Source organism: Polynucleobacter sp. HIN11 (assembly GCF_030297675.1).
Classification (GTDB): Bacteria; Pseudomonadota; Gammaproteobacteria; order Burkholderiales; family Burkholderiaceae; genus Polynucleobacter.
Map to the genome: position 1 here is coordinate 1,201,142 of NZ_AP028142.1, position 25,099 is coordinate 1,226,240.

The window sequence follows — 25,099 nt, forward strand, 5'->3', positions numbered from 1 at the left end:
GAGCTTACAGTGACTTCTTTAATTGCTCCAAGATCGCTGGATTCTCAAGCGTGGAGGTATCCTGCGTGATGTCCTCACCCTTGGCAATCACGCGTAAGAGTCTGCGCATAATCTTTCCAGAGCGGGTCTTTGGTAGGTTATCGCCAAAGCGCACATCCTTCGGTTTTGCAATCGGGCCAATCTCTTTGCCCACCCAATTGCGTAACTCGGTCGCAATCTTCTTGGCCTCCTCCCCCTCGGGCCTCTTGCCTTTGAGAACCACAAAAGCGCAAATCGCTTCACCGGTCATGTCATCAGGGCGCCCTACAACAGCAGCTTCTGCCACTAAAGGATTGGCAACCAGGGTGGATTCGATTTCCATGGTCCCCATGCGATGGCCTGAAACGTTGAGAACGTCATCGATACGGCCAGTGATGGTGAAGTAGCCCGTATCCTTATTCCGAATCGCGCCATCACCCGCCAAATAAAGTTTGCGCCCAAACTCGTCTGGAAAATACGCTTTGACAAAGCGGTCAGGGTCACCCCAAATCGTACGGATCATCGAGGGCCAAGGACGCTTCACAACCAAAATACCGCCCTGCCCATTTGGCATGTCGTTACCCGTTTCATCCACAATCGCAGCCATAATGCCGGGCAATGGTAAGGTGCAAGAGCCAGGAACCATGGGGGTTGCACCGGGCAGCGGGCTAATCATATGACCACCGGTTTCGGTTTGCCAGAAGGTATCGGCAATCGGACAACGTGAGCCACCAATGTTCTCGTAGTACCACATCCAGGCCTCTGGATTAATCGGCTCACCCACTGATCCCAACAGACGTAATGAGCTGAGATCGTAATTTTTGGGATGCACACCTGGGTCGGTATTGGACGCCTTGATTAAAGAACGAATCGCCGTAGGTGCCGTATAGAAAATCGTCGCTTTATGTTTTTGGATCATCTCCCAAAAACGCCCGGCATTCGGGAATGTAGGCACACCCTCAAACACGATTTGTGTTCCACCAACTGCTAATGGGCCGTAAGCAATGTAGGAGTGCCCAGTGACCCAACCAATATCCGCAGTACACCAAAAGATATCGCTTGGTTTGATGTCAAAGGTCCACTTCATCGTCAGGATGGTCCACAATAGATAACCACCGGTGGAGTGCTGCACACCCTTTGGCTTGCCGGTTGATCCTGAGGTGTACAAAATAAATAAAGGATGCTCAGCGCTCACCCACTCTGGATCACAAGTTTTTGCTTCATTGGCAGTTACTTCATGCATCCACGAATCAAGGCCGGCCTTGAAGGGAATATTGCCGCCCGTACGTTTGTAAATGATGACATTTTTAATGTTCTCGCAACCACCCAGTGATAGCGCTTCATCCACAATCGTTTTTAGAGGCAAGGCCTTACCGCCCCGCATTTGTTCATCGGCAGTAATCACTGCCACCGCTCCTGCATCAATGATGCGCTCTTGCAGGGATTTAGCAGAGAAGCCGCCAAACACAACGGAATGAGTTGCACCAATGCGAGCACAGGCTTGCATTGCGATCACGCCTTCGACTGACATTGGCATATAGATAATGACGCGATCACCCTTTTTAATCCCGCGCTTGCGCAAAGCATTTGCCAACTGACAAACACGATCGTGTAACTCTTGATAGGTAACCTTTGTTACCTTACCGTCATCCGACTCAAAAATGATGGCGGTTTTATTCGCATTGCCATTTTGCAAATTACGATCAAGGCAGTTGTATGAAGCATTGGTAGTACCATCTTCAAACCATTTATAAAAAGGCGCCTTAGACTCATCGAGCACTTTCGTGAACACTTGCTTCCAATAGAGATTTTCTTTAGCCAAGCGCCCCCAAAATCCCTCGTAATCTTTCTCTGCTTCAGCACATAGCTTTTTGTAAGCGTCCATTCCTGAAATGGCGGCGTTTTTTACAAAATCAGCGGGTGGATTAAAAATCCGGTTTTCTTGCATTAATGGTTCCATACGAATAACACCCTCTCTAAAAACTTATAGTGGCAACACAACAAACAATCGGTCTATCGTTTCATATGACGATAAGTGAATTAAGTCCTGATTTGCCCTATGGCAAACCCTTAAAATGCTTATTTCATTCCACTTATTGAAATATTTCTATGCCTACGATACGCCAAGACGACCTGATTCAGAGCATTGCGGACGCTTTCCAGTTTATTTCCTACTACCATCCTCGGGATTTCATCCAAGCCATGGGGCGTGCTTACGAACTTGAACAAGGCCCAGCGGCAAAAGATGCGATTGCCCAAATTTTGACTAATAGCAAAATGTGCGCAGAGGGTAAGCGACCAATTTGTCAGGACACCGGCATTGCGGTGGTCTTTCTAAAGGTAGGCATGAACATCAATTGGAGCGGCGCCACCATGAGTGTTGCTGACATGGTCAATGAGGGTGTGCGGCGTGCTTACATGAATCCCGATAATCCATTGCGTGGCTCGGTTCTCTTAGACCCCGCAGGCAAGCGCAAAAACTCAGGTGATAACACGCCCGCAGTGATCCATTATGAGATCGTGCCAGGCGACGAACTTGAGGTGATCTGCGCAGCCAAAGGTGGCGGCTCTGAGAACAAAGCAAAAATGGTGATGCTCAATCCATCCGATTCAATCGTCGAATGGGTAATGAAGACTGTTCCCACGATGGGAGCTGGATGGTGCCCTCCCGGCATTCTTGGAATCGGAATTGGTGGCACACCTGAGAAAGCGGCTTTACTTGCGAAAGAGTCGTTAATGGCGCCCATTGATATTCAAGAGCTGATTGCGCGCGGACCCAAGAATCGCATTGATGAGTTACGCCTTGAAATCTATGAAAAGGTCAATCAATTAGGGATCGGTGCTCAAGGCCTTGGTGGATTAGCAACCGTTCTCGATGTGAAGATCATGGACTACCCCACGCACGCTGCCTCTTTACCAGTAGCAATGATTCCGAACTGTGCAGCAACACGCCATGTTCATTTTCATCTTGATGGTAACGGTCCAGCTCATTTTGATATCCCATCTCTAAGCGACTGGCCTGCTGTTGCTTGGCAACCTGATACCAAGCAATCCAAACGAATCGATGTCAATGCTTTAACACCCGAGGAAGTGGCCAGCTGGAAACCAGGTCAGACACTATTGCTTAATGGCAAGATTCTCACCGGCCGTGATGCGGCCCACAAACGCATTGCCGACATGTTGGCTAAAGGCGAGTCTTTACCTGTTAGCTTTAAAAATCGGGTGATCTATTACGTCGGTCCTGTTGACCCCGTGCGTGGTGAGGCGGTAGGTCCAGCAGGACCAACAACGGCCACTCGGATGGATAAATTTACCGAGACGATGTTAGGACAAACCGGCTTAATCGCTATGATTGGCAAAGCCGAGCGCGGCCCTGTAGCAATCGAGTCCATTAAGAAGCATCGCTCCGCATATCTGATGGCAGTGGGTGGCGCAGCCTATCTAGTATCCAAAGCAATTGCGCATGCAAAGGTGGTTGCATTCCAAGATTTAGGCATGGAGGCCATTTACGAATTCGATGTAGTCGATATGCCAGTGACTGTGGCAGTTGACTCTCAAGGGATCTCCATGCATGAAACGGGGCCCAGAGAATGGCAAATGAAAATTGGCAAGATTCCAGTGAGCGTCGCTTAATAGACTGACTGGTAAGCAACCTTGGCAACGATCGGTGTATTTGATTCTGGGGTTGGCGGCTTATCCATTTTGGATGAGGCGCTCAAGCAACTACCCCGGCATCATTACATTTACCTAGCCGATTCTGCCAATGCGCCCTATGGAGAAAAATCCGCCTCTTGGATTGCCAAGCGCAGTTTGCAGATGTGTCGCTATTTGGTTGATCAAGGTTGCGATGCCATTGTGGTGGCATGTAATACCGCAACAGCAGAAGCGATTGCTCAAATCCGCTCCGAGCTTCAAATACCCATTATTGGTGTGGAGCCCGGCATCAAACCAGCAGCGATGCAATCCCAAAATGGTGTTGTGGGTGTGCTTGCAACTGAGGCAACCCTCAATAGCGACAAGTTCAATGCGCTCTTAGCTACATTACCAAGTCACTGTCGCTTTATTAAGCAAGCAGGCGCCGGCTTAGTGCCGCTCATTGAGGATGGACAAATTGAATCTCCAGCCATGCATACTCTATTGCAAACACATCTCAAAGGGATCGTGGAGGCACAAGCAGACACCTTGGTTCTGGGTTGTACGCATTACCCTTTTCTGAAAAACCAGATTAGGGAACTCATTGGTGCATCCATGACCATCGTCGACACCAGCGACGCCGTAGTACGTCAGTTGAGTCGACAGCTTCTGCAGCATGGCCTAGCTGAAGAAACAGGGCTTGCCTCATTAAAGTTGCTGAGTACTGCAAATGCGGATACATTAAAGGCCATGGCAGCGCGTTTATTGCAAACTCCTCTGTCACTCCGTAGCGTCGATAAACAATCATTGATGATTTGAGCATGGCCTCAAGTTCCGCACATTGGCACCTCCCCTTCTCACGGGATGAGCGCATCATCATTGCTCTGGTTATTCTGGCGCACTTGTCATTAGTCATTCCCTTTCAATTTGGTTTAAGTCCCAAGCCGCCGGATTATCAAAATGACGAACGGGTCATGGCAAATCTTCTAGCTCCAGAGGCGCCGCAAGCGCCGGCCAAAACTGCCGCACCCCCAGCCCCTAAGGTTCCAGTTGAGGCGCCCAAACCAACTCCCAAGCCGCAACCCAAAAAACTGGAGAAGACCGAGGCACCCGCACCAAGCCCAGCACCCGCACCAAAGGTAGCAGCTGCAGCAGAAACTCCGCCCACCAAGGCTGCCGATAGCTCCCAAACAGCAAATGTTGCACCCCCCACTTCAGGCGGCGGTGTTAGCGGCACCCCCATCCAAACGGATATTGGCAAATTGGTGGTGGTCTATCAACCCGACGCCGATCCCTATTACCCTTCATTCTCAAAGCGAGCGGGCGAGCAAGGCGAAGTGGTGGTTAGGCTCATCATTAGCGAGTCCGGTGAAGTGGAAGAAGCCCGACTACTGCAGTCTAGCTCCTATCCCAGGCTTGATCGAGCCGCAATGGAAATTGGCAAGCGCTATCGTTTTAAACCGTACACCATTAACGGCAGTCCCACTAAAATCTCAACCAATCTATTAATTAAATTCAACCTAAAGAGTCCCTAATATGAACAACGCGTTTGGCCTTCACCATCTCTGGACCCAAGGGGACTTTGTCACTCACTTTGTGGCTCTTTTACTTTTATTTATGTCGATCGTGACCTGGGTCATTTTGATCAGTCGACTATGGGGTTTGCGCAATATCAAACGCCTCAAAGGTGAACTAGATTCCTTTTGGCGAGCTCGCTCCTTTGATGAGGGACTCAATAGCTTGAGTAATCATGCGATCAATCCTTTCTTTATTGTTGCAAAGACTGGTAACGAAGCTTCGGCGCATCATCAGAACCAAAGTGCTAGTCATCGCGAACTCTTCCAGACCCTTAATTACTCCGAGTGGATGGCGCGCAGTTTAAAAAATGGGGTTGATGCCTCAACGGCTCAGTTACAAAAAGGATTAACTTTTTTAGCATCCACCGGTGCAACCGCACCATTTATTGGCTTGTTCGGGACAGTCTGGGGAATCTATCATGCCCTAATCGCCATTAGCAGCTCTGGGAGCGCACAGATCGATCAAGTCGCCGGTCCGATTGGTGAGGCACTCATCATGACCGCTTTTGGTCTTGCCGTTGCGATTCCAGCAGTGCTTGGCTACAACACGATCAATCGGACTAATCGCTTAGTGGTTGCAGATCTCAATCGCTTTGCCAACGATCTTTTAGCCTACTTTGTCACTGGTGCACGCGTTGCCCAGAAAGATTAATCATGTCCTTTAGCAATCCCTCAAATGATCAGCAAGAAGACGGCATGATGGCCGAGATCAATATGACGCCGATGGTGGACGTCATGCTGGTTTTGCTTATCATTTTTATGATCACCCTACCAGTCGTCCAGCAAGCGGTGAAGGTCGAACTTCCCAAGGCCAATAGTGTGCGTAATGAAGTAAAGCCAGAGTCGGTGCAACTAACCATTGATAGCAAAGGTCAAATCTTTTGGAATAGCACACCGATCGACCTGGCAACCTTTACCGCATATGCTGACAAGGCTGCCAAGAAAGATCCCCAACCCGAGATCAACTTACGGGCTGATAAATCCGTACGTTACGATGCGGTGGCTCAAGTACTTGCCGCGTCACGGCGTGCAGGTTTAACAAAATTAGGCTTCGTAACCGAGCCGGATTAATTAGGTTTAGCTGTCTTGCGCTCAGGCGGGGTGGTAATTGGATAACTGCGCTCCCAATGCGAGATAAAGTTTTTGTAATACTGCTGCGCTAAGGGGGTTGAGCGCAAAATGATCATGTTCTCGGCATTGCTTTTCTCGGCACTATTCGTGAAGTTATAACTCCCGGTTACGACAATCTCGCCATCGATAATCATCACCTTATGATGAAAAATACGGTGGGCTTTATTGCCTCGCACTGAGACGCCTCCTTTCAGCAATACCGGGATCACATCAAAGTTATTTGCTGCAGTTGGCCCATCCTGAATCACCTGCACTTCCACACCGCGTTTGGCTGCCCTAGCAAGCGCTTCTGCAATCTCTAGATAAGTAAAGCTATAGGTCATCACCTGAACGCTTTTCTTGGCGCCATCTAAATAACGAATTAATCCACGCGCCGCTCCCGTCGGAGGAGTAAAAAAGACTGCCAATACCTCTGCAGTCATGGGCGCATCCCCCTTTGCTAGCTCTCGAGTATTTTTAGCTGGCTCTGGATTCGCCCAAACCGTTTGGGCTAGGAAAAGCGTACTGAGAAGAAAGAGAATGTATTTTTTCATGAACTTGGCTGCTCAAAAATTCCGTTGTGCAAACGATTTGGAATTCAGCAAAAATGCTTGTTTATGACGATTGCGATTAACAAACTTATATGAATATTCTCACAATTAGAAAAATTTGCATATTTTCATTTCTGACATTGATTTTTCATGCGCACGCTCAGCCTGTGAAATCAACCATCCCGAGTCTTGAGGTCCATGGCATTCTTTGGGATCAGCATGAGATGACGATTGGCGAAGTCAAACGCTATGCCGCTGCAACCGGATTTCAAAGCGCAGCTGAGAAGGCCGGTGGTGGCACTTCATATGAATTGGGCTTTGTGAAAAAACCTGGCTGGACTTGGCGTACGCCTTATGGAGTAGTAGCTGGAGATAATGAACCCGCTGTTCACCTCAACGCCTTTGAGGCCCAAGCGATCTGCGAGTTTTTTGGCAAACGCTTACCCACCGATAGAGAATGGGTTGAGGCTGCCTTCTTAGAGCAACGTAAAGCCCCGCCGGCAGGTTTTCAGCGGGGGCAACGTTACCCCTACCCAAATGGCAGCACCCCGAAGGGCTCCCATTGCTTAAGTTCAGCCTGTGGAAACTATAAAGGCTTGGCCCCGGCAGGAAGTTTGCTCCGTGGCGACGGTCATGTGGCCGCCGGCGCTACCCAAGCAGGCGTCAATGGGCTCTTTGATATGGGTGGCAATGTATGGGAATGGACGTCAACTAAAGTTAACAATGAGCGCATTACCCGCGGGGCATCGTGGTGGTACGGACCAGAACAACAAATGGAGGGGAATGTGGCAACCAAGCCTGAGAACACAGTGGTGGTCTACATTGGATTTCGCTGCGTCCGAAATCCATAATTGGTGCCCGAGGCCGGAATCGAACCGGCACGCCCTTTTTATGAGCGGCAGATTTTAAATCTGCTGTGTCTACCGATTTCACCACTCGGGCAAACGCAATCCAACATTGTAATAAAAACTTTACGCATGGTGATGCGTTGCAACAATGATTGGCATATTGAATCGTATCACGAGCGGGGAACTGGCCCTCACCGCACAGCCTTTAAAAATAACCATGAAGCCATGCAAACAAAGGGTTTACCCCATATATGATTCTTACCAATAATCCTACAATTTCTTTCTGCTTTACATGCAGTATTTAATTGATATTAACCAGGAGATATGAATGTCCGAAACCAAAAAACAAGCACCACGCCGTAAATTTTTAAAAGGTGCAGCAGTCGGTAGTGCTGGAGCAGCAGCCCTTAGCTTCCCAATGATCTCTCAAGGTCAGGGAGCAACCCAAACCTTCCGCTTCCAATCCACTTGGCCTGCGAAAGATATTTTCCACGAGTATGCACTCGACTTCGCTAAGAAAGTAAATGACATGACTGGTGGCGAACTCAAGATTGAGGTTCTGCCTGCTGGTGCTGTTGTTCCTGCATTCGGTCTTCTCGATGCAGTATCAAAGGGTACATTAGATGGTGGTCACGGTGTGGTTGCTTATCACTATGGTAAGAACTCTGCACTAGCCCTATGGGGATCAGGACCCTCCTTTGGTATGGATGCGAACATGCTGCTTGCATGGCACAAATACGGCGGCGGCCAACAGTTCCTCGAGGAGCTCTACAAGACCGTGGGCGCAAACGTCAAGTCCTATGTCTACGGACCAATGCCTTCGCAACCTCTTGGTTGGTTCAAAAAGCCAATCACCAAAGCGGAAGATCTCAAAGGCCTCAAGTACCGTACCGTCGGTATTGCGATTGACATGTTCACCGCGATGGGCGCTTCCGTGAATGCCCTACCCGGTGGCGAAATTATTCCAGCGATGGATCGTGGCCTATTGGATGCTGCTGAGTTCAACAATGCCTCCTCTGACCGTCAATTAGGTTTCCCAGACGTTTCGAAGATCTGCATGTTGCAAAGCTACCATCAGAATGCCGAGCAATTTGAGATTCTCTTTAACGGCACCAAGTACAACGCCCTTCCAGCAAAACTTCGCGCCGTCCTCGACTATGCGGTAGATGCTGCATCTGCAGATATGTCATGGAAGGCTGTGGATCGCTACTCATCCGCTTACGAGGAAATGCAAACCAAGCAAGGTGTTAAGTTCTACAAGACCCCTGACTCGGTATTGCGTACCCAGTTGAAGGTATTTGATGATGTGGTTGCCAAGAAATCCGCTGAGAATCCACTCTTTAAGAAGATTGTCGACTCACAGCGCGCCTTTGCAAAACGCTCCGTTAAGTGGGATCTCGATACCACAACCGGTCGTCGCATGGCGTATGACCACTACTTTGGCCAGCCAGCAGCTCCTGCTAAAAAGGCCTAAGTCAGCATCAACTTAGCCGGTTTTTGTTAGAATACCGGCTTGCTGTAAACCAATGGGATGGTTAGCAAATAACCATCCCATTTCTTATATCTAAACCGTAGGTGTAGCCATGCAAAACCTTTTTTTAACCGTTGACAAAGTCTCAACATTTATTGGTCATTGCTTTTCTTGGCTGGTCGTTAGTTTGACTGCTCTGATTGGCTTTGAGGTATTTTCCCGATATGTACTGAATAGCCCCAATCCTTGGGCATTTGATGCCCAAATCATGATGTACGGCACCATGTTCATGATGGCGGGCGCTTATACCTTGGCAAAAAATGGGCACGTTCGTGGCGACATCTTGTACGGCTTTTTAAAGCCCCGCACTCAAGCGATTTTTGATCTCATTCTGTATATTGTGTTCTTCATTCCAGGCGTGATTGCTCTTGCCTACGCTGGTTATGGTTACGCTGCCGACTCGTGGCGAATTTTGGAACACTCATCTATTACTGCAGATGGCCCTCCCATCTACCCTTTTAAAACAATTATCCCGATCGCCGGTGTAGTACTTCTCATTCAGGGCATTATTGAAATCTTACGCTGTGTGGTTTGCATCAAAGAGGGTGAGTGGCCCTCGCGTGAGCAGGACGTTGAGGAAGTCGACGTTGATGCACTCAAAGCGATGGTTGGCAAGGATAAGGAATAATCATTATGCGTAAAGAACTTCTATTTGGCTTTTCGATCATGGCTTTGGTGGTCTTATTGACCATCGTTTTAATGCCATGGGGCAATATTCAGAGTGGGCATGTTGGCCTACTGATGCTCTCCCTCGTTGTGGTTGCAATCATGCTTGGCTTCCCTACCGCATTTACCTTAATGGGTATGGGCATGATCTTCACGTTTTTTGCTTACAGCTTTCAAAACCCTGATCTCGCTCTACAAAACACCTTATCCCTCATGGTGCAGCGTGCCTACGCGGTCATGACCAATGACGTTTTGATCTCCATCCCGCTCTTTGTGTTTATGGGTTATTTGGTTGAGCGTGCTAACCTCATTGAGAAGCTATTTAGATCACTTCACTTGGCTTTGGTTCGTGTTCCCGGCTCGCTTGCAGTCGCCACGATTTTTACCTGCGCTGTATTTGCAACAGCAACCGGTATTGTAGGTGCGGTGGTGACATTGATGGGTCTTTTAGCATTTCCCGCAATGTTAAAAGCGGGTTATGACACCCGCGTATCTGCTGGCTGTATTACAGCTGGTGGTTGCTTGGGTATTTTGATTCCGCCATCAGTTCTGTTAATTGTCTATGGCGCTACTGCAGGCGTATCGGTTGTACAACTGTATGCGGGCGCATTCTTCCCAGGAATCATGTTGGCCAGCTTATACATTGGTTATGTAATCCTTTTGGCTAAACTCAAACCAAATCTCATGCCGCCATTGGCTGAGTCTGAGCGCAAAGTACCGCTGCCAATGAGCTATACCGAGCTTGGCGAGAAGATTAGTCAAAAAGTGATCCCCGCTCTATTGCTTGGTCTTAAAGGTAAGCGCAATATCAATGTCAGCGGCAAAGAGATGCTGAAATCGCTGTTCATTGCCCTGATCCCACTCATCGTCTTTGTTGCTTTTACCGCTTCCATTTATCAAGTAGCCACTAAGCCCGTTGAAGTCATTAGCATGGATGTCATTCCGATGGGTGAGGCAGGTAGCGGTGGTGACTACTCGAGTGGCCCAAGCTCCACGGGCCTGAATGAACCCCCTGGCGCTGAGAAAGATACGTCCAGTAGCGGCCTATCTTTACCTCCCGGTGCTGAAGATGAAAAACCAGTAGCTCAGAGCTCAGGCCCTGCCGAGCCGGTTGCGGCAGCAGAACCGCCCAAACCCGTTGATGCGCCATTGTGGTTCTGGATCATGACCGGTATTTTGGGGGCTGTTTTGTTGATTTACTACGCCCTGTTGACCTGGGTTCGCCTTGAAATCTTCAAGATGCTCTTGAGCTCTTTCTTCCCACTCGCAGTTTTGATTTTGTTCGTATTGGGCTCCATCGTTTTTGGTCTGGCAACCCCAACCGAAGCAGCAGCAGTCGGCGCCATTGGCGGATTTATATTGGCGGCTGCTTATAAGCAGCTCAATATGACCGTGATTAAAGAGTCGGTCTTCCTAACGGCGAAGACGGGCGCGATGGTCTGTTGGCTCTTTGTGGGTTCCTCCATCTTCTCTGCTGCTTTTGCATTGCTTGGCGGTCAAGACTTAGTTGAAAAATGGGTGCTTTCCTTAGGTCTAAGCCCATTGCAGTTCTTGATTCTGTCGCAAGTCATTATTTTCTTATTAGGCTGGCCTTTGGAATGGACCGAGATCATCGTGATCTTCATGCCAATCTTTGTTCCATTACTTGATGACTTTGGCATTAATCCACTGTTCTTTGGTCTCTTGGTTGCCCTCAACCTACAAACCGCTTTCCTCTCGCCACCCGTTGCGATGTCAGCGTTTTACCTGAAGGGCGTTGCACCTCCCCATGTGACCTTAAATCAGATCTTCCTAGGGATGCTGCCATTTATGGGCATTCAAGTCATCGCACTTATTCTGCTGTATGTATTCCCAGAAATTGGCTTGTGGTTACCGCAGGTCCTTTATAAGTAATGTTCAAACTAATCAACCCCGCTTCGGCGGGGTTTTTTGTGATAGCTCAATGTTGACATGAAATCCTCAAGGCTTAATGCTTCCCTCAAAAAATTGGTACGTTATTTTCTATATGCAATTGGGATTGCCGTATTTTGCCTAATCGTTCTAATGGTGGTTTACTGGATTAGCGCTAAAACTAATTCCTCCGGGACCGTTATTAGTGCTGGCCTAGCTCAGGCGGTAAACATTCAGTTTGATGAGAACGACGTCCCACACATCAAAGCAAAATCGCAACGCGATGCGTATTACGCTCTGGGATTTATTCATGCTACCGAGCGCTCTTGGCAACTTGAGATTAGTCGGCGCTTGGCTTCAGGACGTCTCTCAGAAATTTTGGGTGAGCGCACGGTGTCGCTTGATCGCTTTATCCGCACCTTAGGCATTAAACAGGCAGCTGAAAAACAGTTCGAACGCTACCCTGCTGAATTCAAGCAATTGATTCAGGCTTATGCCGATGGGGTCAACGCTGGCAATCAATCACTGGGCTGGGCTTTGCCAATTGAGTATTTTTTGACCGGATCCAAACCTGGTTATTGGTCTGCTGCGGATAGCGTTGCTTGGTCATTAATGATGGCATTGGATCTGGGCGATAACTGGCAAAAAGAATTATTTCGCTTAGAGCTCTCTCAATATCTCAATACGGCTGATATTTGGCAGGTCATGCCGCCCTACCCGGGAACCAACCCAGTCACCTCCATGGATTTTGCTAAGCTGTATCGCGAGCATCAAGTTTTTAGACCTGCTCAATCCAAAGTTCAAACTTCGCGTGATGGCGAGTCTTACTTGTTAAAGCATGCTGATACTGTAGGGTGGCTAAGCGATCAACGAGAGGGCTTGGGCTCCAACAACTGGGTGCTCACTGGTAAGAAAACGATCTCTAGTAAACCTCTGCTGGCAAACGATCCGCATTTAGGTCTAAGTGCACCATCCACCTGGTACTTTGCACACCTAGAAGCCCCGGGCTTAAATGTAATTGGCGCGACTCTGCCAGGTATCCCAGCCATTGTTTTGGGAAGGACCGACAAAATTGCTTGGGGATTTACGAATACTGGACCCGACGTACAAGATCTTTATCTGGAAAAGATTGATCCTACCAATCCTAATCAATACATTGGCCCCGACGGTCCGATCTCCTTTTTGGCGCGCGAGGAGATTATCCAGATCAAAGATAAACCACCTCTACGATTTGTGGTGAAGCACAGTCGCCATGGCCCCATCATCTCGGATAGTCATGCACGCACTAGAAAAGTAATTGATACCGATCGTTATGCACTGGCCTTACGCTGGACTGCGTTAGATATCGAGAACAAAACTTTGATGGGTGGCATTCTGATGAATCGAGCCGATTCGGTTGACTCATTAAAAGTCGCCTTGCGTTACCACTATGCCCCAATGCAAACCGTAGCGATAGCAGATACTCAAGGTAATATTGCATTGCAAGTTGCTGGGATTGCGCCACGCAGGCAATTGCACCAGGGTCTATATGGAGTTGCACCGGCTCTAGGGTGGGAGCGCCAATATGATTGGGCGGCATATATACCGTTTGAGCAATTGCCCAGTTTTTCGAATCCAGGCTCAGAGTGGCTAGCAAGTGCCAATCAAGAAATTGTTTCTGCAACGAATCCCAACCCACTGACTGGGGACTGGGATCTCCCCTTTCGATACGATCGCATCGCAGCCATGATTGGGGCAAAAGACCAACATGATCGCGCTTCCATGCAAGCGATGCAAGGTGATGTGCTTTCTTTGGGAGCCCAACCTCTCCTACCTTTATTCAAGAATGCGCGTTCAGGTCATACCTTACAGTCAAGCATTCAATCGGCGATCGATGGTTTTAATGGAGGCATGAGTACCGATTCGATAGCCGCTTTGGTCTTCAATGCCTGGGTTGATCAATTGACACGAATCTTATTCTCTCGTTTGGGATATTCGTTTACCGAGGAATATGGTCGTCGCCATTTTCGGGGAGCGGTTATCAATCAAATCAGCAATCCCAATAGTCCGTGGTGCGATGTACACACTACCGCAGAACGAGAAAATTGCCAAGATGCCGCCAATCTTGCCTTGCAGCGCGCTTTAAATGATTTGAGTCAACGTTATGGAAAATCCACCAACGATTGGCGCTGGGGTAAAGCGCATCACGCCGTTTCCGAGCATCGCCCTTTCAAAAATATTCCCTTCTTGTCGGGACTCTTTAATGTCAGCGTCCCGTTTCCAGGAGATGCCTTTACGGTCAACGTTGGGCGCCCTGTGCTCAATAATTCCAAAGCGCCTTTTGCTGCCAATCATGCGCCAAGTCTGCGAGCAATCTATGACCTAAATGATCCAGAGCAATCGGTCTTCATGTTTCCGACGGGTCAGTCCGGCTGGGTTCAAAGTCAACGCTATCGCAATCTCAGCGATGCATGGGCAAATAATCAAGTCATCCCGTTGGCAATGAAGCCAAAACGGGTCCAGCGCGAATTAATCTTAAAGACCAAGTCGTTTTGAGTTGTTGCATTGACCCATTACAATCCTTACTAATTACAGAGGATTATCATGAAAATCATTCTTCAGCTTCTAAGCGTTTCGATCTTTGCTTTTTCTTCCAATTTTGCTTTAGCTGCCTGGGATGAACTGGGCAGCAATGAGTTCATCACGATTTTGATTGATAAATCTAGCATTAAGAAATCTGGGGATAAGGTACAAGTTCTATCAATGCTCGATCTGAAGAAGCCTGGGGTTGAACCTAAAACTAAATTGCCCGTCAACTCCATCATTGGTCTTAATGAATATCACTGCGGGCAAGTTCAATACCGCCCCTTAGAGGTCAAATTTATGTCGGGTAAGCGTGGCGGAGGTAAGGTGGTTGATGAAATCAAGACCCCCGATAGCAGTTTTGAGGCAATCGTAAGTGGTGATTGGCCGGCTGGAGTCTATAACCTTGCGTGTCGCGCAAACTAATCCATTCAAACGATCAATCGGTGACCAAGGGGCGCTCACCCTACTCTGTTTTTTTATTTTCTTAATTAGCCTCACTGGGTTACAAGGTTGTGCGGCTCCTCTCATGGCAGCCGCGAGTAGTGTTGGCACCGCTGCAGGATCTGCGGCTGCGGCAAGCCCCATGACCGCAGTTAGCGTGACCTCAACGGTAACCACAGGACGCTCACCTCTTGAACACGCCACGTCTGCAGCGACCAAAAAGGATTGCAGCTTCTTTAACGTGTTTAGTTCTAAACCAATTTGTGAAGAAATTGTGATCCCAACCGTTCAGGACCGCAGTGAACTGATTATCGGAGAGGCGGATCGCAATAAAGCGATTATTGAAGTCATTGACGTGAGACCGAGTCAGTAGCGAATGGGGTGAACGACGGGATTCGAACCCGCGACAACCAGAATCACAATCTGGGACTCTACCAACTGAGCTACGTCCACCATTGCTACATACCTATTATAACGACTATGCCCCCACGCTGATTGATGGGGGCTCAAATAGCGCCCAATCGCCTAGCTCCATACTGGCTTCCAAAAAGAAGGTTTCGATCGCATCTGGTGTTTTAACCTTTGACAAGGCATGATGATCGGATAAACGTTGACGCCACCGGCGCGACCCTGCGCGCCCGTGTGCTAAGCCCATGATGTGCCGAGTAATTGCTCCTAAGTAAAAGTCTTTACGATGTCCATTGCAATGGGCCAGCCAGGCTTGACTGTATGCAATTAAACCGATTTGAACTCGGTGCCAGTCGGCCTCACTAAACAGATAACCTACCGCATCACCATTGCTTTCGATGAGATCATCCCAGCCCAATAGCATCGCCGGAAAATGATAGGCAGCGCGACCTATCATAAAACCATCAAAATCAGACCAATGCTGCGCGATATCGTGATTGGATTCTAAGCCACCATTGAGTAATACGTTTAGATTTGGATAGTGCTTTTGTGCATCATGACGTATCTGCTTAGCAACCTCATAATGCAATGGGGGCTTACTACGATTTTCTTTAGGCGATAGGCCTTTTAGGATCGCATTGCGGGCATGAATGGTGACCTGTGAAGCGCCCGCAGCGGCCACTCCCAGCACAAAATCCAATACAAATTGGTAGTCACGCGGCGATTGGGCCGCATCCATTTGATCGAGCCCCAAACGATGCTTAACCGAAATCGGTAGATCGCTGGAAGCACGCATCGCACTCACGCACTGGGCTACGAGTTCAGGTTCGGCCATTAGGCATGCCCCAAATGCCCCCTTTTGGACCCGCTCGGAGGGGCAGCCACAATTGAGATCGATTTCATCGTAGCCCCATTGCTGGGCCAGTGCTGCACATTGGGCAAGCTCTGCAGGATCACTGCCGCCGAGTTGTAAAACGACCGGGTGCTCTTCCTGACTGAAATCCAAATGCCGTGCCTGGTCCCCATGCAAGAGCGCCCCCGTGGTCACCATCTCGGTATACAGTACGGCACGCTTGGTCAGCATTCGATGGAATGACCGGCAATGACGATCGGTCCACTCCATCATGGGAGCGATGGCTAAGCGCTTGGTACTCATGCAATTAGTCCCAAGGATTGATTAACTTCAACTTAGCTGGATCAAAATCGCTGGTATTGCGCGTAACCAGTGCCAGGCGATGCTCAATCGCGGTCGCTGCAATCATGGCATCCCGCTCCGAAGATGGATTGGGAACATGGAGATCAGCGCAGCGGAGTGCAATTGGAACATCAATTGGAATAATCCGATCAGCAAATACCGGGAGAATCATTTGCATCAGCCATTTTTTTAATAACTGGCCCTGCTTTTTATCTCGGCGCGCAACCGACAGAATGCCTTGTTCAATTTCTAGAATGCTGATCACCGAGAGAAACATCCGAGATGGGGCAATCGATTGTGCCCAATCATGAACCTGTGGATGAATTTTGGAGGTACCTGCTTTTCTGAGCTCAGAGATGACATTGGTGTCGAGAAGATACATTAGGAAAGATCGCTTGGCTTGGTAAAGCGTTTTATTTTCGCAGGCTCGAACTCGATCTCAGCCAATCCAGGCATACCCACAAGATCAAGGATGGTTTTTTGTTGACCAATCACCCGTTGGTAGTCTTCATAGCGCATCAAAACGTGCGATGGCTTGCCTCGATCCGTAATAAATACCGGGCCCGATTGACAGGCTTTTTTGGCACCGCTGCTGTCTTGATTAAATTCGCGGCTTGATAAGGTCTTGGGCATTTCATTCCCCACAATCCATTAAATGTAGCAATGTTACTACATTTTTCTTAAGGGGGATGAAAGGCTTACACCTCCTCGCGCGAGGCCTTCTTACGCTCATGCTCTTTCAGAAAGCGCTTGCGTAAGCGAATGCTCTTGGGGGTCACCTCCACCAACTCGTCATCGGCAATAAATTCCACCGCGTATTCCAGAGTAAGTTGCACGGGTGGAACGAGGCGTACTGCCTCATCGGTTCCAGAGGCACGCACGTTGGTGAGCTGCTTCCCTTTAATGGGATTGACGACCAAATCATTATCACGACTATGAATGCCAATAATCATGCCCTCATAGAGCGGGTCGCCCGGAGAGACAAACATACGGCCACGGTCTTGCAGCTTCCACAATGCATAGGCAACCGCATCCCCATCGTCTTGGCTAATTAATACACCATTGTGGCGCTCACCCAAAATACCATCTTTGACAGGGCCATACGAGTCAAAGTTATGGCTCATGAGTCCGTTACCACGGGTGAGAGTCATAAACTCCCCCTGAAATCCAATCAAACCTCGCGCTGGAACCCGATACTCAAGACGCGTACGTCCTTTACCATCGCTCACCATATCGAGCAGCTCGGCTTTACGTTTACCCAACTCTTCCATCACCCCACCCTGCGTCGAATCTTCCACATCCACCGTGAGGTTCTCGTAGGGCTCTAACTTCACGCCATTTTCTTCATGAAACACCACACGGGGTCGTGACACAGCTAACTCATAGCCCTCGCGTCGCATGTTCTCAACCAAAATGGTGAGATGGAGCTCGCCCCGACCCGATACTTCAAATACGGTATCGTCATCGGTGTCGCGCACCCGCAAAGCCATATTGGATTTGAGCTCGCGATCCAAGCGCTCCCGAATTTGCCGACTGGTCACAAACTTCCCTTCACGGCCAGCGAGAGGGCTGGTGTTCACCATGAAGTTCATGGTGAGGGTTGGCTCATCGATCTTGAGCATCGGCAAAGCATCGACCTGCTCAGGTGCGCAGATCGTCGTACCAATCGCCAAATCTTCAATACCATTCACCAAAACAATGTCACCCGCAATGGCTTCATCAACCACTTCGCGCTCAAGACCCTTGAACTTCAGCACTTGATTGATGCGACCCTTAAAGGGTGTGCCATCGGGACCATTGATGCAGACCACATCGATACCGGGTTTAATTTTGCCGCGCCGAATCCGACCTACACCAATTTTGCCCACATAGTTGCTGTAATCAATCGATGAAATCTGCAACTGCAATGGGGCATCGATTTCATCATCGCGCACTGGCACATGCGTTAGTACTGCATTAAAGAGTGGGCGCATATCACCAGAGCGTACATTCTCATCGGTGCCGGCATAGCCATTTAAGCCAGAGGCATAAATGACCGGGAAGTCCAACTGCTCTTCGGTTGCTCCTAATTTATCGAAGAGCTCAAAAGTTGCATTAATCACATAATCACAACGAGCTCCAGGGCGATCGACCTTATTGATCACAACGATCGGCTTTAAGCCCAAAGCAAGAGCTTTCTTGGTTACAAAACGGGTTTGGGGCATCGGCCCCTCAACCGCATCGACCAGTAGCAATACGCCGTCTACCATCGAAAGAACGCGCTCTACTTCGCCGCCAAAGTCTGCGTGCCCAGGAGTATCCACAATATTGATGTGCGTGCCCTCATACTCCACAGCGCAGTTTTTAGCCAAGATGGTGATACCACGCTCTTTCTCAAGATCATTAGAATCCATGATTCGTTCGGAGATTTTTTCATTCGAACGAAAGGTTCCAGATTGCCGTAAGAGTTGATCAACCAAAGTGGTTTTACCGTGGTCAACGTGGGCGATGATGGCGATATTACGAAGTGCGCGTTTGGTCATGAGTTGCTTTACAAAAAGATCAATTAGTTTTGGTTCAAAAGTCGTTGAGCGATAAATCGCCTTGGGTGTAACACTCCACTGCGCCAATCCGCTGTTCCAATAAAGTTTTGCGGTAAGGCTTGGCTGCGATAAATCCGGAATAAAGAATTAGCCCACTGACTAGCACGATTGAGTGCGCATGGCACGCGCTGACCCATTTCTAGACGTTTAGCTTGTTGGTCATCTACGGTCAACTCAGGCAGAGTTTGTAGCAAGGCATCCACTGGGAGCAATACCTTAGGGGTGTTTTCAAGGGTCTCCAGGGTGCAACCCTGCTCCAAACTGAGGTGGCCAACCTTGGTGCGTCGCAATGCGCTCAAATGAGCGCCACAGCCCAATGCGTTACCAATGTCTTGAGCCAAGACCCGAATATACGTTCCCTTGCTGCAATGGACTTCAATCTCTACGTGAGGCCAATGAATTGCGACGAGACGAATCGAGTAAATTGTAATTTTTCGGGGCTCACGCTCAATCTCCACGCCCGAACGCGCGTATTCATAAAGGGGCTTGCCATCGCGTTTTAAGGCGGAGTACATCGGTGGAATCTGCTCAATGTCACCCATGAATTTAGGCAAGATTGCCTCCAAGAGTGTTTTGGCCATCAAATCATCCACAACTTCAGCAGTCGATCGCTCTGCCAATATTTGCCCTTCAGCATCACCCGTATCAGTTTCGATGCCAAAGCGCAGGGTTGCGATATAGGTCTTATCAGCGTCCAAAAGATCTTGAGAGTACTTGGTAGCCTCACCCAAACAAATGGGCAATAAACCAGTCGCCATTGGGTCTAAGGTACCGGTATGACCAGCCTTTTCTGCCTGAAAAAAGCGCTTGATCGCAGTGACCGCACCTTGGGAACTCATGCCATTGGGTTTGTCTAGTAAGACCACCCCATCAATTCGTTGCGCCATCGCTATTAATTAGGCTTTGAGCCCAAGGCCTGATCAATTAATCGCGACATCTCTGCGCCTCGCTCTATCGAGGTATCAAACACAAAATGCAAAGTGGGTACGGTATGGGTGTGCATCCGCTTAAAGAGGAGGGAATGCAAATATCCGGCTTTTTCTTGGAGTGATCCCAGCGCATACTGTGAATCGCCACCCAAAACTGTGAAATACACCTTCGCATGCGCAAGATCAGGAGAAAGCTCCACCGCCTGAATAGTAATCAAACCATTCAAGGGATCACGCAATTCCCGGGGAATCAACTCTGCAAGGTCGCGCTGAATTTGATCCGCGAGACGCTGATGACGATGAGGACTGGTTTTGTGCATGATGATTAGAGGGTTCTTGCGACCTCAGTGACTTCAAAGATTTCAAGTTGATCACCCTCTTGGATGTCATTGTTGTTTTTCAAGGAAAGGCCGCACTCAAATCCACCTTTCACTTCTTTCACATCATCTTTGAAGCGCTTTAGGGAGTCGAGTTCACCGGTCCACACGACGACGTTATCGCGTAATAAGCGCACCCGTGAGTTACGACGGACGATTCCATCGAGCACCATACAACCCGCAATGGCACCAACCTTGGACACATGGAAGACCTGACGGATCTCAACTAATCCAGTAATTTCTTCCTTCTTATCTGGTGTCAACATGCCGCTTAAGGCTGCTTTCACTTCATCGACCGCGTCATAAATAATGTTGTGATAGCGAATATCCACGCCATTACTCTCGGCAAGCTTACGCGCTACTGCATCAGCCCTCGAATTAAAGCCAATAATCACGCCTTTTGAAGCAATCGCAAGATTGACATCGGTTTCGGTGATGCCACCAACGGCAGCATGCACGATTTGCACCTTCACCTCATCGGTAGATAGCTTTTGCAGTGACTGTGAGAGCGCCTCTTGGGAACCCTGCACATCGGCTTTAATAATGATCGGCAGAATCTTGGCTTCGACGGCACCCTCGCCCATGGTCTCCATCATGTTCTCTAACTTGACCGCCTGTTGCTTGGCCAACTTGACGTCTCGGAACTTGCCTTGACGGAATAGTGCAATCTCACGGGCCTTACGCTCGTCAGCAACCACCTGGAAAGACTCCCCAGCATCAGGCACTTCCGATAAACCTTGAATCTCAACCGGAATCGATGGCCCTGCTTCATTGGTTGATTTGCCGTTTTCATCCAACATCGCACGAATACGGCCATAGGACTGGCCAGCTAACAACATATCGCCACGCTTTAATGTGCCAGATTGAACCAGCACAGTGGCCACCGGACCACGACCTTTATCCAGGCGCGCTTCAATCACAATCCCCTGGGCAGGTGCTTCTTTAGGAGCCTTAAGCTCCAACACTTCGGCTTGCAACAATACGTTTTCAAGCAAGGTGTCGATACCTTCACCAGTTTTTGCTGACACTCCGATAAATGGTGAGTCACCACCGTACTCTTCAGGCACTACCTCTTCGCTCACCAATTCGGTTTTAACGCGATCGGGGTTGGCTTCGGGTTTATCGATCTTATTGATCGCTACCACTAGGGGCACATTGGCGGCTTTCGCATGATGAATCGCTTCACGCGTTTGCGGCATTACGCCATCATCGGCAGCCACCACTAAGATCACGATATCGGTCGCCTTTGCACCGCGCGCACGCATTGCTGTAAAGGCTTCATGACCTGGGGTATCCAAGAAGGTGATGACACCACGTGGGGTCTCGACGTGATAAGCGCCGATATGCTGTGTAATACCACCCGCTTCGCCTGCTGCCACTTTTGCAACTCGGATCTTATCTAAGAGCGATGTTTTGCCATGATCGACGTGACCCATCACAGTTACAACGGGTGGCCTTGGCATCAATGGGGCATCTTCAGCCGCCGCACCAAGATCAATTTCTGGATCGTCTAATTTAGCAGCATGGGCTTTATGACCCATCTCTTCCACGATGATCATTGCAGTGTCTTGATCCAGCACTTGGTTGATGGTCACCATCTGACCCATACCCATCAGTAATTTGATGACCTCAGCACCCTTGACTGACATTTTGTGGGCTAGATCCGCTACGGTAATGGTCTCAGGAATATGCACATCACGCACAATCGGCTCCGTGGGAACCTGGAAATTACTCGCAGGGTTATCGTCTTGATGCTGCTGTTTCTTACGACCGCCGCCTGTTCGCCAGCCACCGCCTAAGCCACCAGTAAGGTCGCCGCGTGTTTTTAGGCCAACCTTGCGCTTTGCACCCTCTTCTTGCCAGGTGGAGGAAGTCTCAGAAGACTTAATCAGCTTGCCGCCAACCTTAGTGGGCTTTTTCTTATCATCGCCGCCATCTGCTTTAACTGGCTTATGCAAAGTGCCTTTTTTAGCCTCTTCACTGGCGATCTCACTTGGAGCTTTTAGTACGCGCGCCGGGGCACTCATCATGTCCCGAATTGCCGACACCTCAGCCTCTGCCGCCGCGCGGCGTGATTGCAGTTCAGCCAACTCCTTTTTGGCCTGCTCTTTGCTAGCAGCCTCTTGCTCGGCCTCTACCTTGCTTGGCTTTTGCTCAGCTTCTATCTTCTTTTGCTTGGCCTCACTCGCCGCTTTCATTTCGGCTTCTTGTCGCGCCAAGAGTTCCGCTTGACGAGCAGCCTCCGCGGCACGCTTTTCTAACTCCTCATCGGAAAGAATAGGCTTGGTCTCAACTGCTGCAGTTGGCTTTGCCTCAGTCGGCTCATCTGCCTTACCAGCATCATCACGCTTAACTAAAACACGCTTTTTGCGCACCTCAACTTGCACGGTGCGGGTTCGCCCCGCTGAATCTGCTTGACGGATTTCGCTGGTCTCGCGCTTGGTAAGAGTGATCTTTTTACGCACACCAGGCTCAGCACTGCCGTGTGCTTTTTGAAGGTAAGCCAGTAACGCGGTCTTATCTTTATCGGTGATCTTGTCAGCCTCGGATTCCTTATCGATTCCAGCGGCCTTGAGTTGTTCCAATAAATCAGCGGGGCTGCGTTTGAGCTCCTCGGCTAATGCTTTTACAGTTGTTGTCGCCATGCGCTTCCCCTCATGCATTAAACCAATGTTCGCGCGCCTTCATAATGAGCGTTTTGGCTGCTGTTTCATCCATACCCGTCATCTCAACGAGCTCATCTACAGCCAATCCAGCCAGATCATCGCGCGTATGCACTTGGTTCTCGGCTAAGGTTGCAATATATTCGGTGGAGAGACCTTCAAGCGAGCGCAAATCTTGAGAGACCTCTTCAAGACGCTCTTCTTTTGCTAACTCCATGGTCAGCAAGGAATCGCGCGCACGAGTCCGTAACTCATTAACCGTGTCCTCATCAAATGCATCGATCTCAAGCATCTCAGAGAGCGGCACGTAGGCAACTTCCTCAAGAGAATTAAAGCCCTCTTCGATCAAAATATCAGCGACCTCTTGGTCCACATCGAGTTTGTCCATGAAGAGTTGGCGCACCGCCACGGATTCTTTTTCTGACTTCTCGGCAGACTCTTCTGGGGTCATGATGTTAATTTGCCAGCCGGTTAACTCGCTAGCTAAACGTACATTCTGACCACTACGACCAATTGCGATTGCTAAGTTTTCTTCATCAACCACCACATCCATCGCATGACGCTCTTCATCAACCACGATCGATGACACTTGTGCAGGCGCTAATGCACCAATCACAAATTGGGCTGGATCTTCAGACCATAGAACGATATCAACGGCCTCGCCCGCAACTTCATTACGCACTGCGGTTACACGAGTGCCACGCACACCAACGCAGGTTCCAATCGGATCAATGCGCTTATCATGGGTCACTACAGCAATCTTGGCTCGGATGCCAGGATCGCGAGCAGCGCCCTTAATTTCTAGTAAACGCTGCTCAATCTCGGGCACTTCGTTCTCAAACAACTTAATCAAGAAGTCAGGGCATGTTCTCGAGAGCTCAATTTGAGGACCACGTGCCTCACGATCCACTTTCAGGATATAAGCACGCACACGATCGCCAGAGCGTAAATTCTCTTTGGGGATCATTTGATCGCGACGCAGTAATGCCTCGACACGACCCGATTCCACGATCAGGCCATTTTTATCCGCCCGCTTGACGGTGCCGGTCATAATTTTTTCACCGCGCTCCAGATAGTCATTCAAAATCTGCTCACGCTCGGCGTCGCGAATGCGTTGCAAGATCACCTGCTTAGCGGCTTGGGCACCAATCCGGCCAAAGGCTAAGGATTCGATTTGCTCTTCGATGTAATCGCCCGTCTCAATATCGGAGATTTGCTCTTTGGCCTCAAATTGCAAAATTTCTTTATCGGGCTCCTGAAGACCAGCTTCATCAGGAACCACCAACCAGCGGCGGAAGGTCTCATACTCACCGCTGTTGCGATCAATGGAAACTCGAATATCAACATCCTCGGTGTACCGTTTTTTGGTTGCCGAGGCAAGCGCCAACTCAAGAGCTTCAAATACGATCTCACGATCAACATTTTTTTCACGGGCCAGGGCTTCTGCCAACATGAGAACTTCACGACTCATGATTTTCTTCCTTTGAAATCAATAACAGGGACCAAACGAGCTTTTTCTACTTCAGACAAACTAAATTCCAGTTCGGCTGGAGAGCCATCGCTCGCCTCAAATAACAAACTAAACTTTGCATCCGGTGTGTTGACAACCCCAGATATCAGGCCTTGCAACACCCCTTTAAAATTCTTTCGATTACCTACTGCAATTCGTAACTTCAGTTCAATTTCCAAACCTGCGAACCGAACAAAATCATCACCAGACTTAATCGGTCGATCTAAACCAGGTGACGAGACCTCGAGTCGCTCGTACGGCACGTTCTCAACCGCAAAGGTGTAGGTCAACTGATGACTCACTTTCTCGCAATCCTCAACGGTGATCATGCGCTCATAGTCGGGGTTCTCAATCGTGACCCGCAATAAACCACGGCCCTCACGCTCAATATCAACGAGCGAGTAGCCCAAATTACGCACCTCGGCAGAAATAATCTGCTGTTCTTTCACATCTTCCCCACAAATCAACCGCTGTTATAAAACTGCATTTACAACGCATTTGGCAAAAAAAAATGGGCTTACAAGCCCATATTCCTCATTACCAGAACAGGCCAGCCTACGTTGATGTCAACATCAGCCGGTGTATGTATGAATTATACCTGAATC

At 49.1% G+C, this 25,099-nt stretch carries 23 protein-coding genes and 2 tRNA genes; 12 read left to right on the forward strand and 13 right to left on the reverse strand.

The features are described 5' to 3' along the window. Positions 1-4: 4 nt before the first annotated feature. Positions 5-1,978 (reverse strand): acetate--CoA ligase, encoded by a 1,974-nt coding sequence (acs, locus tag QUE60_RS06290; RefSeq protein WP_286226433.1) that lies wholly within the window; start codon positions 1,976-1,978, stop codon positions 5-7. 149 nt (positions 1,979-2,127) lie between these two features. Here acs and QUE60_RS06295 point away from each other — a divergent pair, with 149 nt between their 5' ends. From QUE60_RS06295 to QUE60_RS06315, 5 genes are read left to right on the forward strand one after another with little or no spacing between them, the layout of a single operon-like run. After that, positions 2,128-3,651 (forward strand): fumarate hydratase, encoded by a 1,524-nt coding sequence (locus QUE60_RS06295; RefSeq protein WP_286226434.1) that lies wholly within the window; start codon positions 2,128-2,130, stop codon positions 3,649-3,651. A 21-nt stretch (positions 3,652-3,672) separates the two neighbouring features. Next, a complete protein-coding gene (gene murI, locus QUE60_RS06300; protein WP_286226435.1) occupies positions 3,673-4,470 on the forward strand; it encodes a glutamate racemase in 798 nt (265 codons plus the stop codon). A gap of 2 nt (positions 4,471-4,472) precedes the next feature. Next, a complete protein-coding gene (locus tag QUE60_RS06305; protein WP_286226437.1) occupies positions 4,473-5,186 on the forward strand; it encodes an energy transducer TonB in 714 nt (237 codons plus the stop codon). Position 5,187: 1 nt separating this feature from the next. After that, positions 5,188-5,880 (forward strand): MotA/TolQ/ExbB proton channel family protein, encoded by a 693-nt coding sequence (locus tag QUE60_RS06310; protein WP_286226438.1) that lies wholly within the window; start codon positions 5,188-5,190, stop codon positions 5,878-5,880. A gap of 2 nt (positions 5,881-5,882) precedes the next feature. Then, positions 5,883-6,299, forward strand: coding sequence for an ExbD/TolR family protein (locus QUE60_RS06315; RefSeq protein WP_286226439.1), 417 nt, complete (start codon positions 5,883-5,885; stop codon positions 6,297-6,299). Here QUE60_RS06315 and QUE60_RS06320 read toward each other — a convergent pair. Further along, entirely contained in the window at positions 6,296-6,892 is a 597-nt protein-coding gene (locus QUE60_RS06320) for a phospholipase D family nuclease (RefSeq protein WP_286226440.1), read from the reverse strand. The two genes, QUE60_RS06315 and QUE60_RS06320, sit on opposite strands and share 4 nt — an antisense overlap. A 164-nt stretch (positions 6,893-7,056) precedes the next feature. Here QUE60_RS06320 and QUE60_RS06325 point away from each other — a divergent pair, with 164 nt between their 5' ends. Beyond that, positions 7,057-7,740 carry a formylglycine-generating enzyme family protein gene (locus tag QUE60_RS06325; protein WP_286226441.1) on the forward strand — a complete coding sequence of 228 codons (684 nt, stop codon included), beginning with the start codon at positions 7,057-7,059 and terminating at the stop codon, positions 7,738-7,740. Between the two features lies 1 nt (position 7,741). On the opposite strand, the gene QUE60_RS06330 is transcribed toward QUE60_RS06325, so the two are convergent. After that, positions 7,742-7,831: transfer RNA gene (locus QUE60_RS06330), tRNA-Leu, on the reverse strand. 234 nt (positions 7,832-8,065) lie between these two features. On the opposite strand from QUE60_RS06330, the gene QUE60_RS06335 reads away from it, so the two are divergent. The 6 genes from QUE60_RS06335 (at position 8,066) to QUE60_RS06360 (ending at position 15,203) form a co-directional block, all read left to right on the forward strand. Then, the gene (locus QUE60_RS06335) at positions 8,066-9,211 is read left to right on the forward strand and encodes a TRAP transporter substrate-binding protein (protein ID WP_286226442.1); all 1,146 of its coding nucleotides are present in this window, start codon (positions 8,066-8,068) and stop codon (positions 9,209-9,211) included. A gap of 109 nt (positions 9,212-9,320) precedes the next feature. Beyond that, a complete protein-coding gene (locus QUE60_RS06340) occupies positions 9,321-9,896 on the forward strand; it encodes a TRAP transporter small permease subunit (RefSeq protein WP_286226443.1) in 576 nt (191 codons plus the stop codon). A gap of 5 nt (positions 9,897-9,901) precedes the next feature. Beyond that, complete coding sequence (locus QUE60_RS06345) at positions 9,902-11,827, forward strand: TRAP transporter large permease (protein WP_286226444.1); 1,926 nt, start codon at positions 9,902-9,904, stop codon at positions 11,825-11,827. Between the two features lie 57 nt (positions 11,828-11,884). Next, positions 11,885-14,359: a penicillin acylase family protein gene (locus QUE60_RS06350; RefSeq protein WP_286226445.1), complete on the forward strand. Its 2,475-nt coding sequence runs from the start codon at positions 11,885-11,887 to the stop codon at positions 14,357-14,359. Between the two features lie 48 nt (positions 14,360-14,407). Next, positions 14,408-14,812: a surface-adhesin E family protein gene (locus QUE60_RS06355; RefSeq protein ID WP_286226446.1), complete on the forward strand. Its 405-nt coding sequence runs from the start codon at positions 14,408-14,410 to the stop codon at positions 14,810-14,812. Then, the gene (locus tag QUE60_RS06360) at positions 14,793-15,203 is read left to right on the forward strand and encodes a hypothetical protein (RefSeq protein WP_286226447.1); all 411 of its coding nucleotides are present in this window, start codon (positions 14,793-14,795) and stop codon (positions 15,201-15,203) included. The genes QUE60_RS06355 and QUE60_RS06360 overlap by 20 nt, the downstream gene beginning before the upstream one ends. A gap of 4 nt (positions 15,204-15,207) precedes the next feature. Here QUE60_RS06360 and QUE60_RS06365 read toward each other — a convergent pair. From QUE60_RS06365 to rimP, 10 genes are all read right to left on the reverse strand, one after another. After that, positions 15,208-15,283, reverse strand: a tRNA-His gene (locus tag QUE60_RS06365). A 25-nt stretch (positions 15,284-15,308) separates the two neighbouring features. Then, positions 15,309-16,394: a tRNA dihydrouridine(20/20a) synthase DusA gene (dusA, locus tag QUE60_RS06370; RefSeq protein WP_286226448.1), complete on the reverse strand. Its 1,086-nt coding sequence runs from the start codon at positions 16,392-16,394 to the stop codon at positions 15,309-15,311. 4 nt (positions 16,395-16,398) lie between these two features. Next, entirely contained in the window at positions 16,399-16,815 is a 417-nt protein-coding gene (locus tag QUE60_RS06375; RefSeq protein ID WP_286226449.1) for a type II toxin-antitoxin system VapC family toxin, read from the reverse strand. Further along, positions 16,815-17,066: a type II toxin-antitoxin system Phd/YefM family antitoxin gene (locus QUE60_RS06380; protein WP_286226450.1), complete on the reverse strand. Its 252-nt coding sequence runs from the start codon at positions 17,064-17,066 to the stop codon at positions 16,815-16,817. The genes QUE60_RS06375 and QUE60_RS06380 overlap by 1 nt, the downstream gene beginning before the upstream one ends. 65 nt (positions 17,067-17,131) lie before the next feature. Continuing rightward, positions 17,132-18,955, reverse strand: coding sequence for a translational GTPase TypA (gene typA / locus QUE60_RS06385; RefSeq protein WP_286227500.1), 1,824 nt, complete (start codon positions 18,953-18,955; stop codon positions 17,132-17,134). A gap of 23 nt (positions 18,956-18,978) precedes the next feature. Continuing rightward, complete coding sequence (gene truB, locus QUE60_RS06390; RefSeq protein ID WP_286226451.1) at positions 18,979-19,902, reverse strand: tRNA pseudouridine(55) synthase TruB; 924 nt, start codon at positions 19,900-19,902, stop codon at positions 18,979-18,981. A 5-nt stretch (positions 19,903-19,907) separates the two neighbouring features. Then, positions 19,908-20,264 (reverse strand): 30S ribosome-binding factor RbfA, encoded by a 357-nt coding sequence (rbfA, locus tag QUE60_RS06395; protein ID WP_286226452.1) that lies wholly within the window; start codon positions 20,262-20,264, stop codon positions 19,908-19,910. Between the two features lie 5 nt (positions 20,265-20,269). Continuing rightward, positions 20,270-22,966, reverse strand: a complete 2,697-nt coding sequence (gene infB, locus QUE60_RS06400; protein ID WP_286226453.1) for a translation initiation factor IF-2 — start codon at positions 22,964-22,966, stop codon at positions 20,270-20,272. 10 nt (positions 22,967-22,976) lie between these two features. Then, positions 22,977-24,455 (reverse strand): transcription termination factor NusA, encoded by a 1,479-nt coding sequence (gene nusA / locus QUE60_RS06405; RefSeq protein WP_108508796.1) that lies wholly within the window; start codon positions 24,453-24,455, stop codon positions 22,977-22,979. Beyond that, the gene (gene rimP / locus QUE60_RS06410; protein ID WP_286223261.1) at positions 24,452-24,943 is read right to left on the reverse strand and encodes a ribosome maturation factor RimP; all 492 of its coding nucleotides are present in this window, start codon (positions 24,941-24,943) and stop codon (positions 24,452-24,454) included. The genes nusA and rimP overlap by 4 nt, the downstream gene beginning before the upstream one ends. Positions 24,944-25,099: the final 156 nt, after the last annotated feature.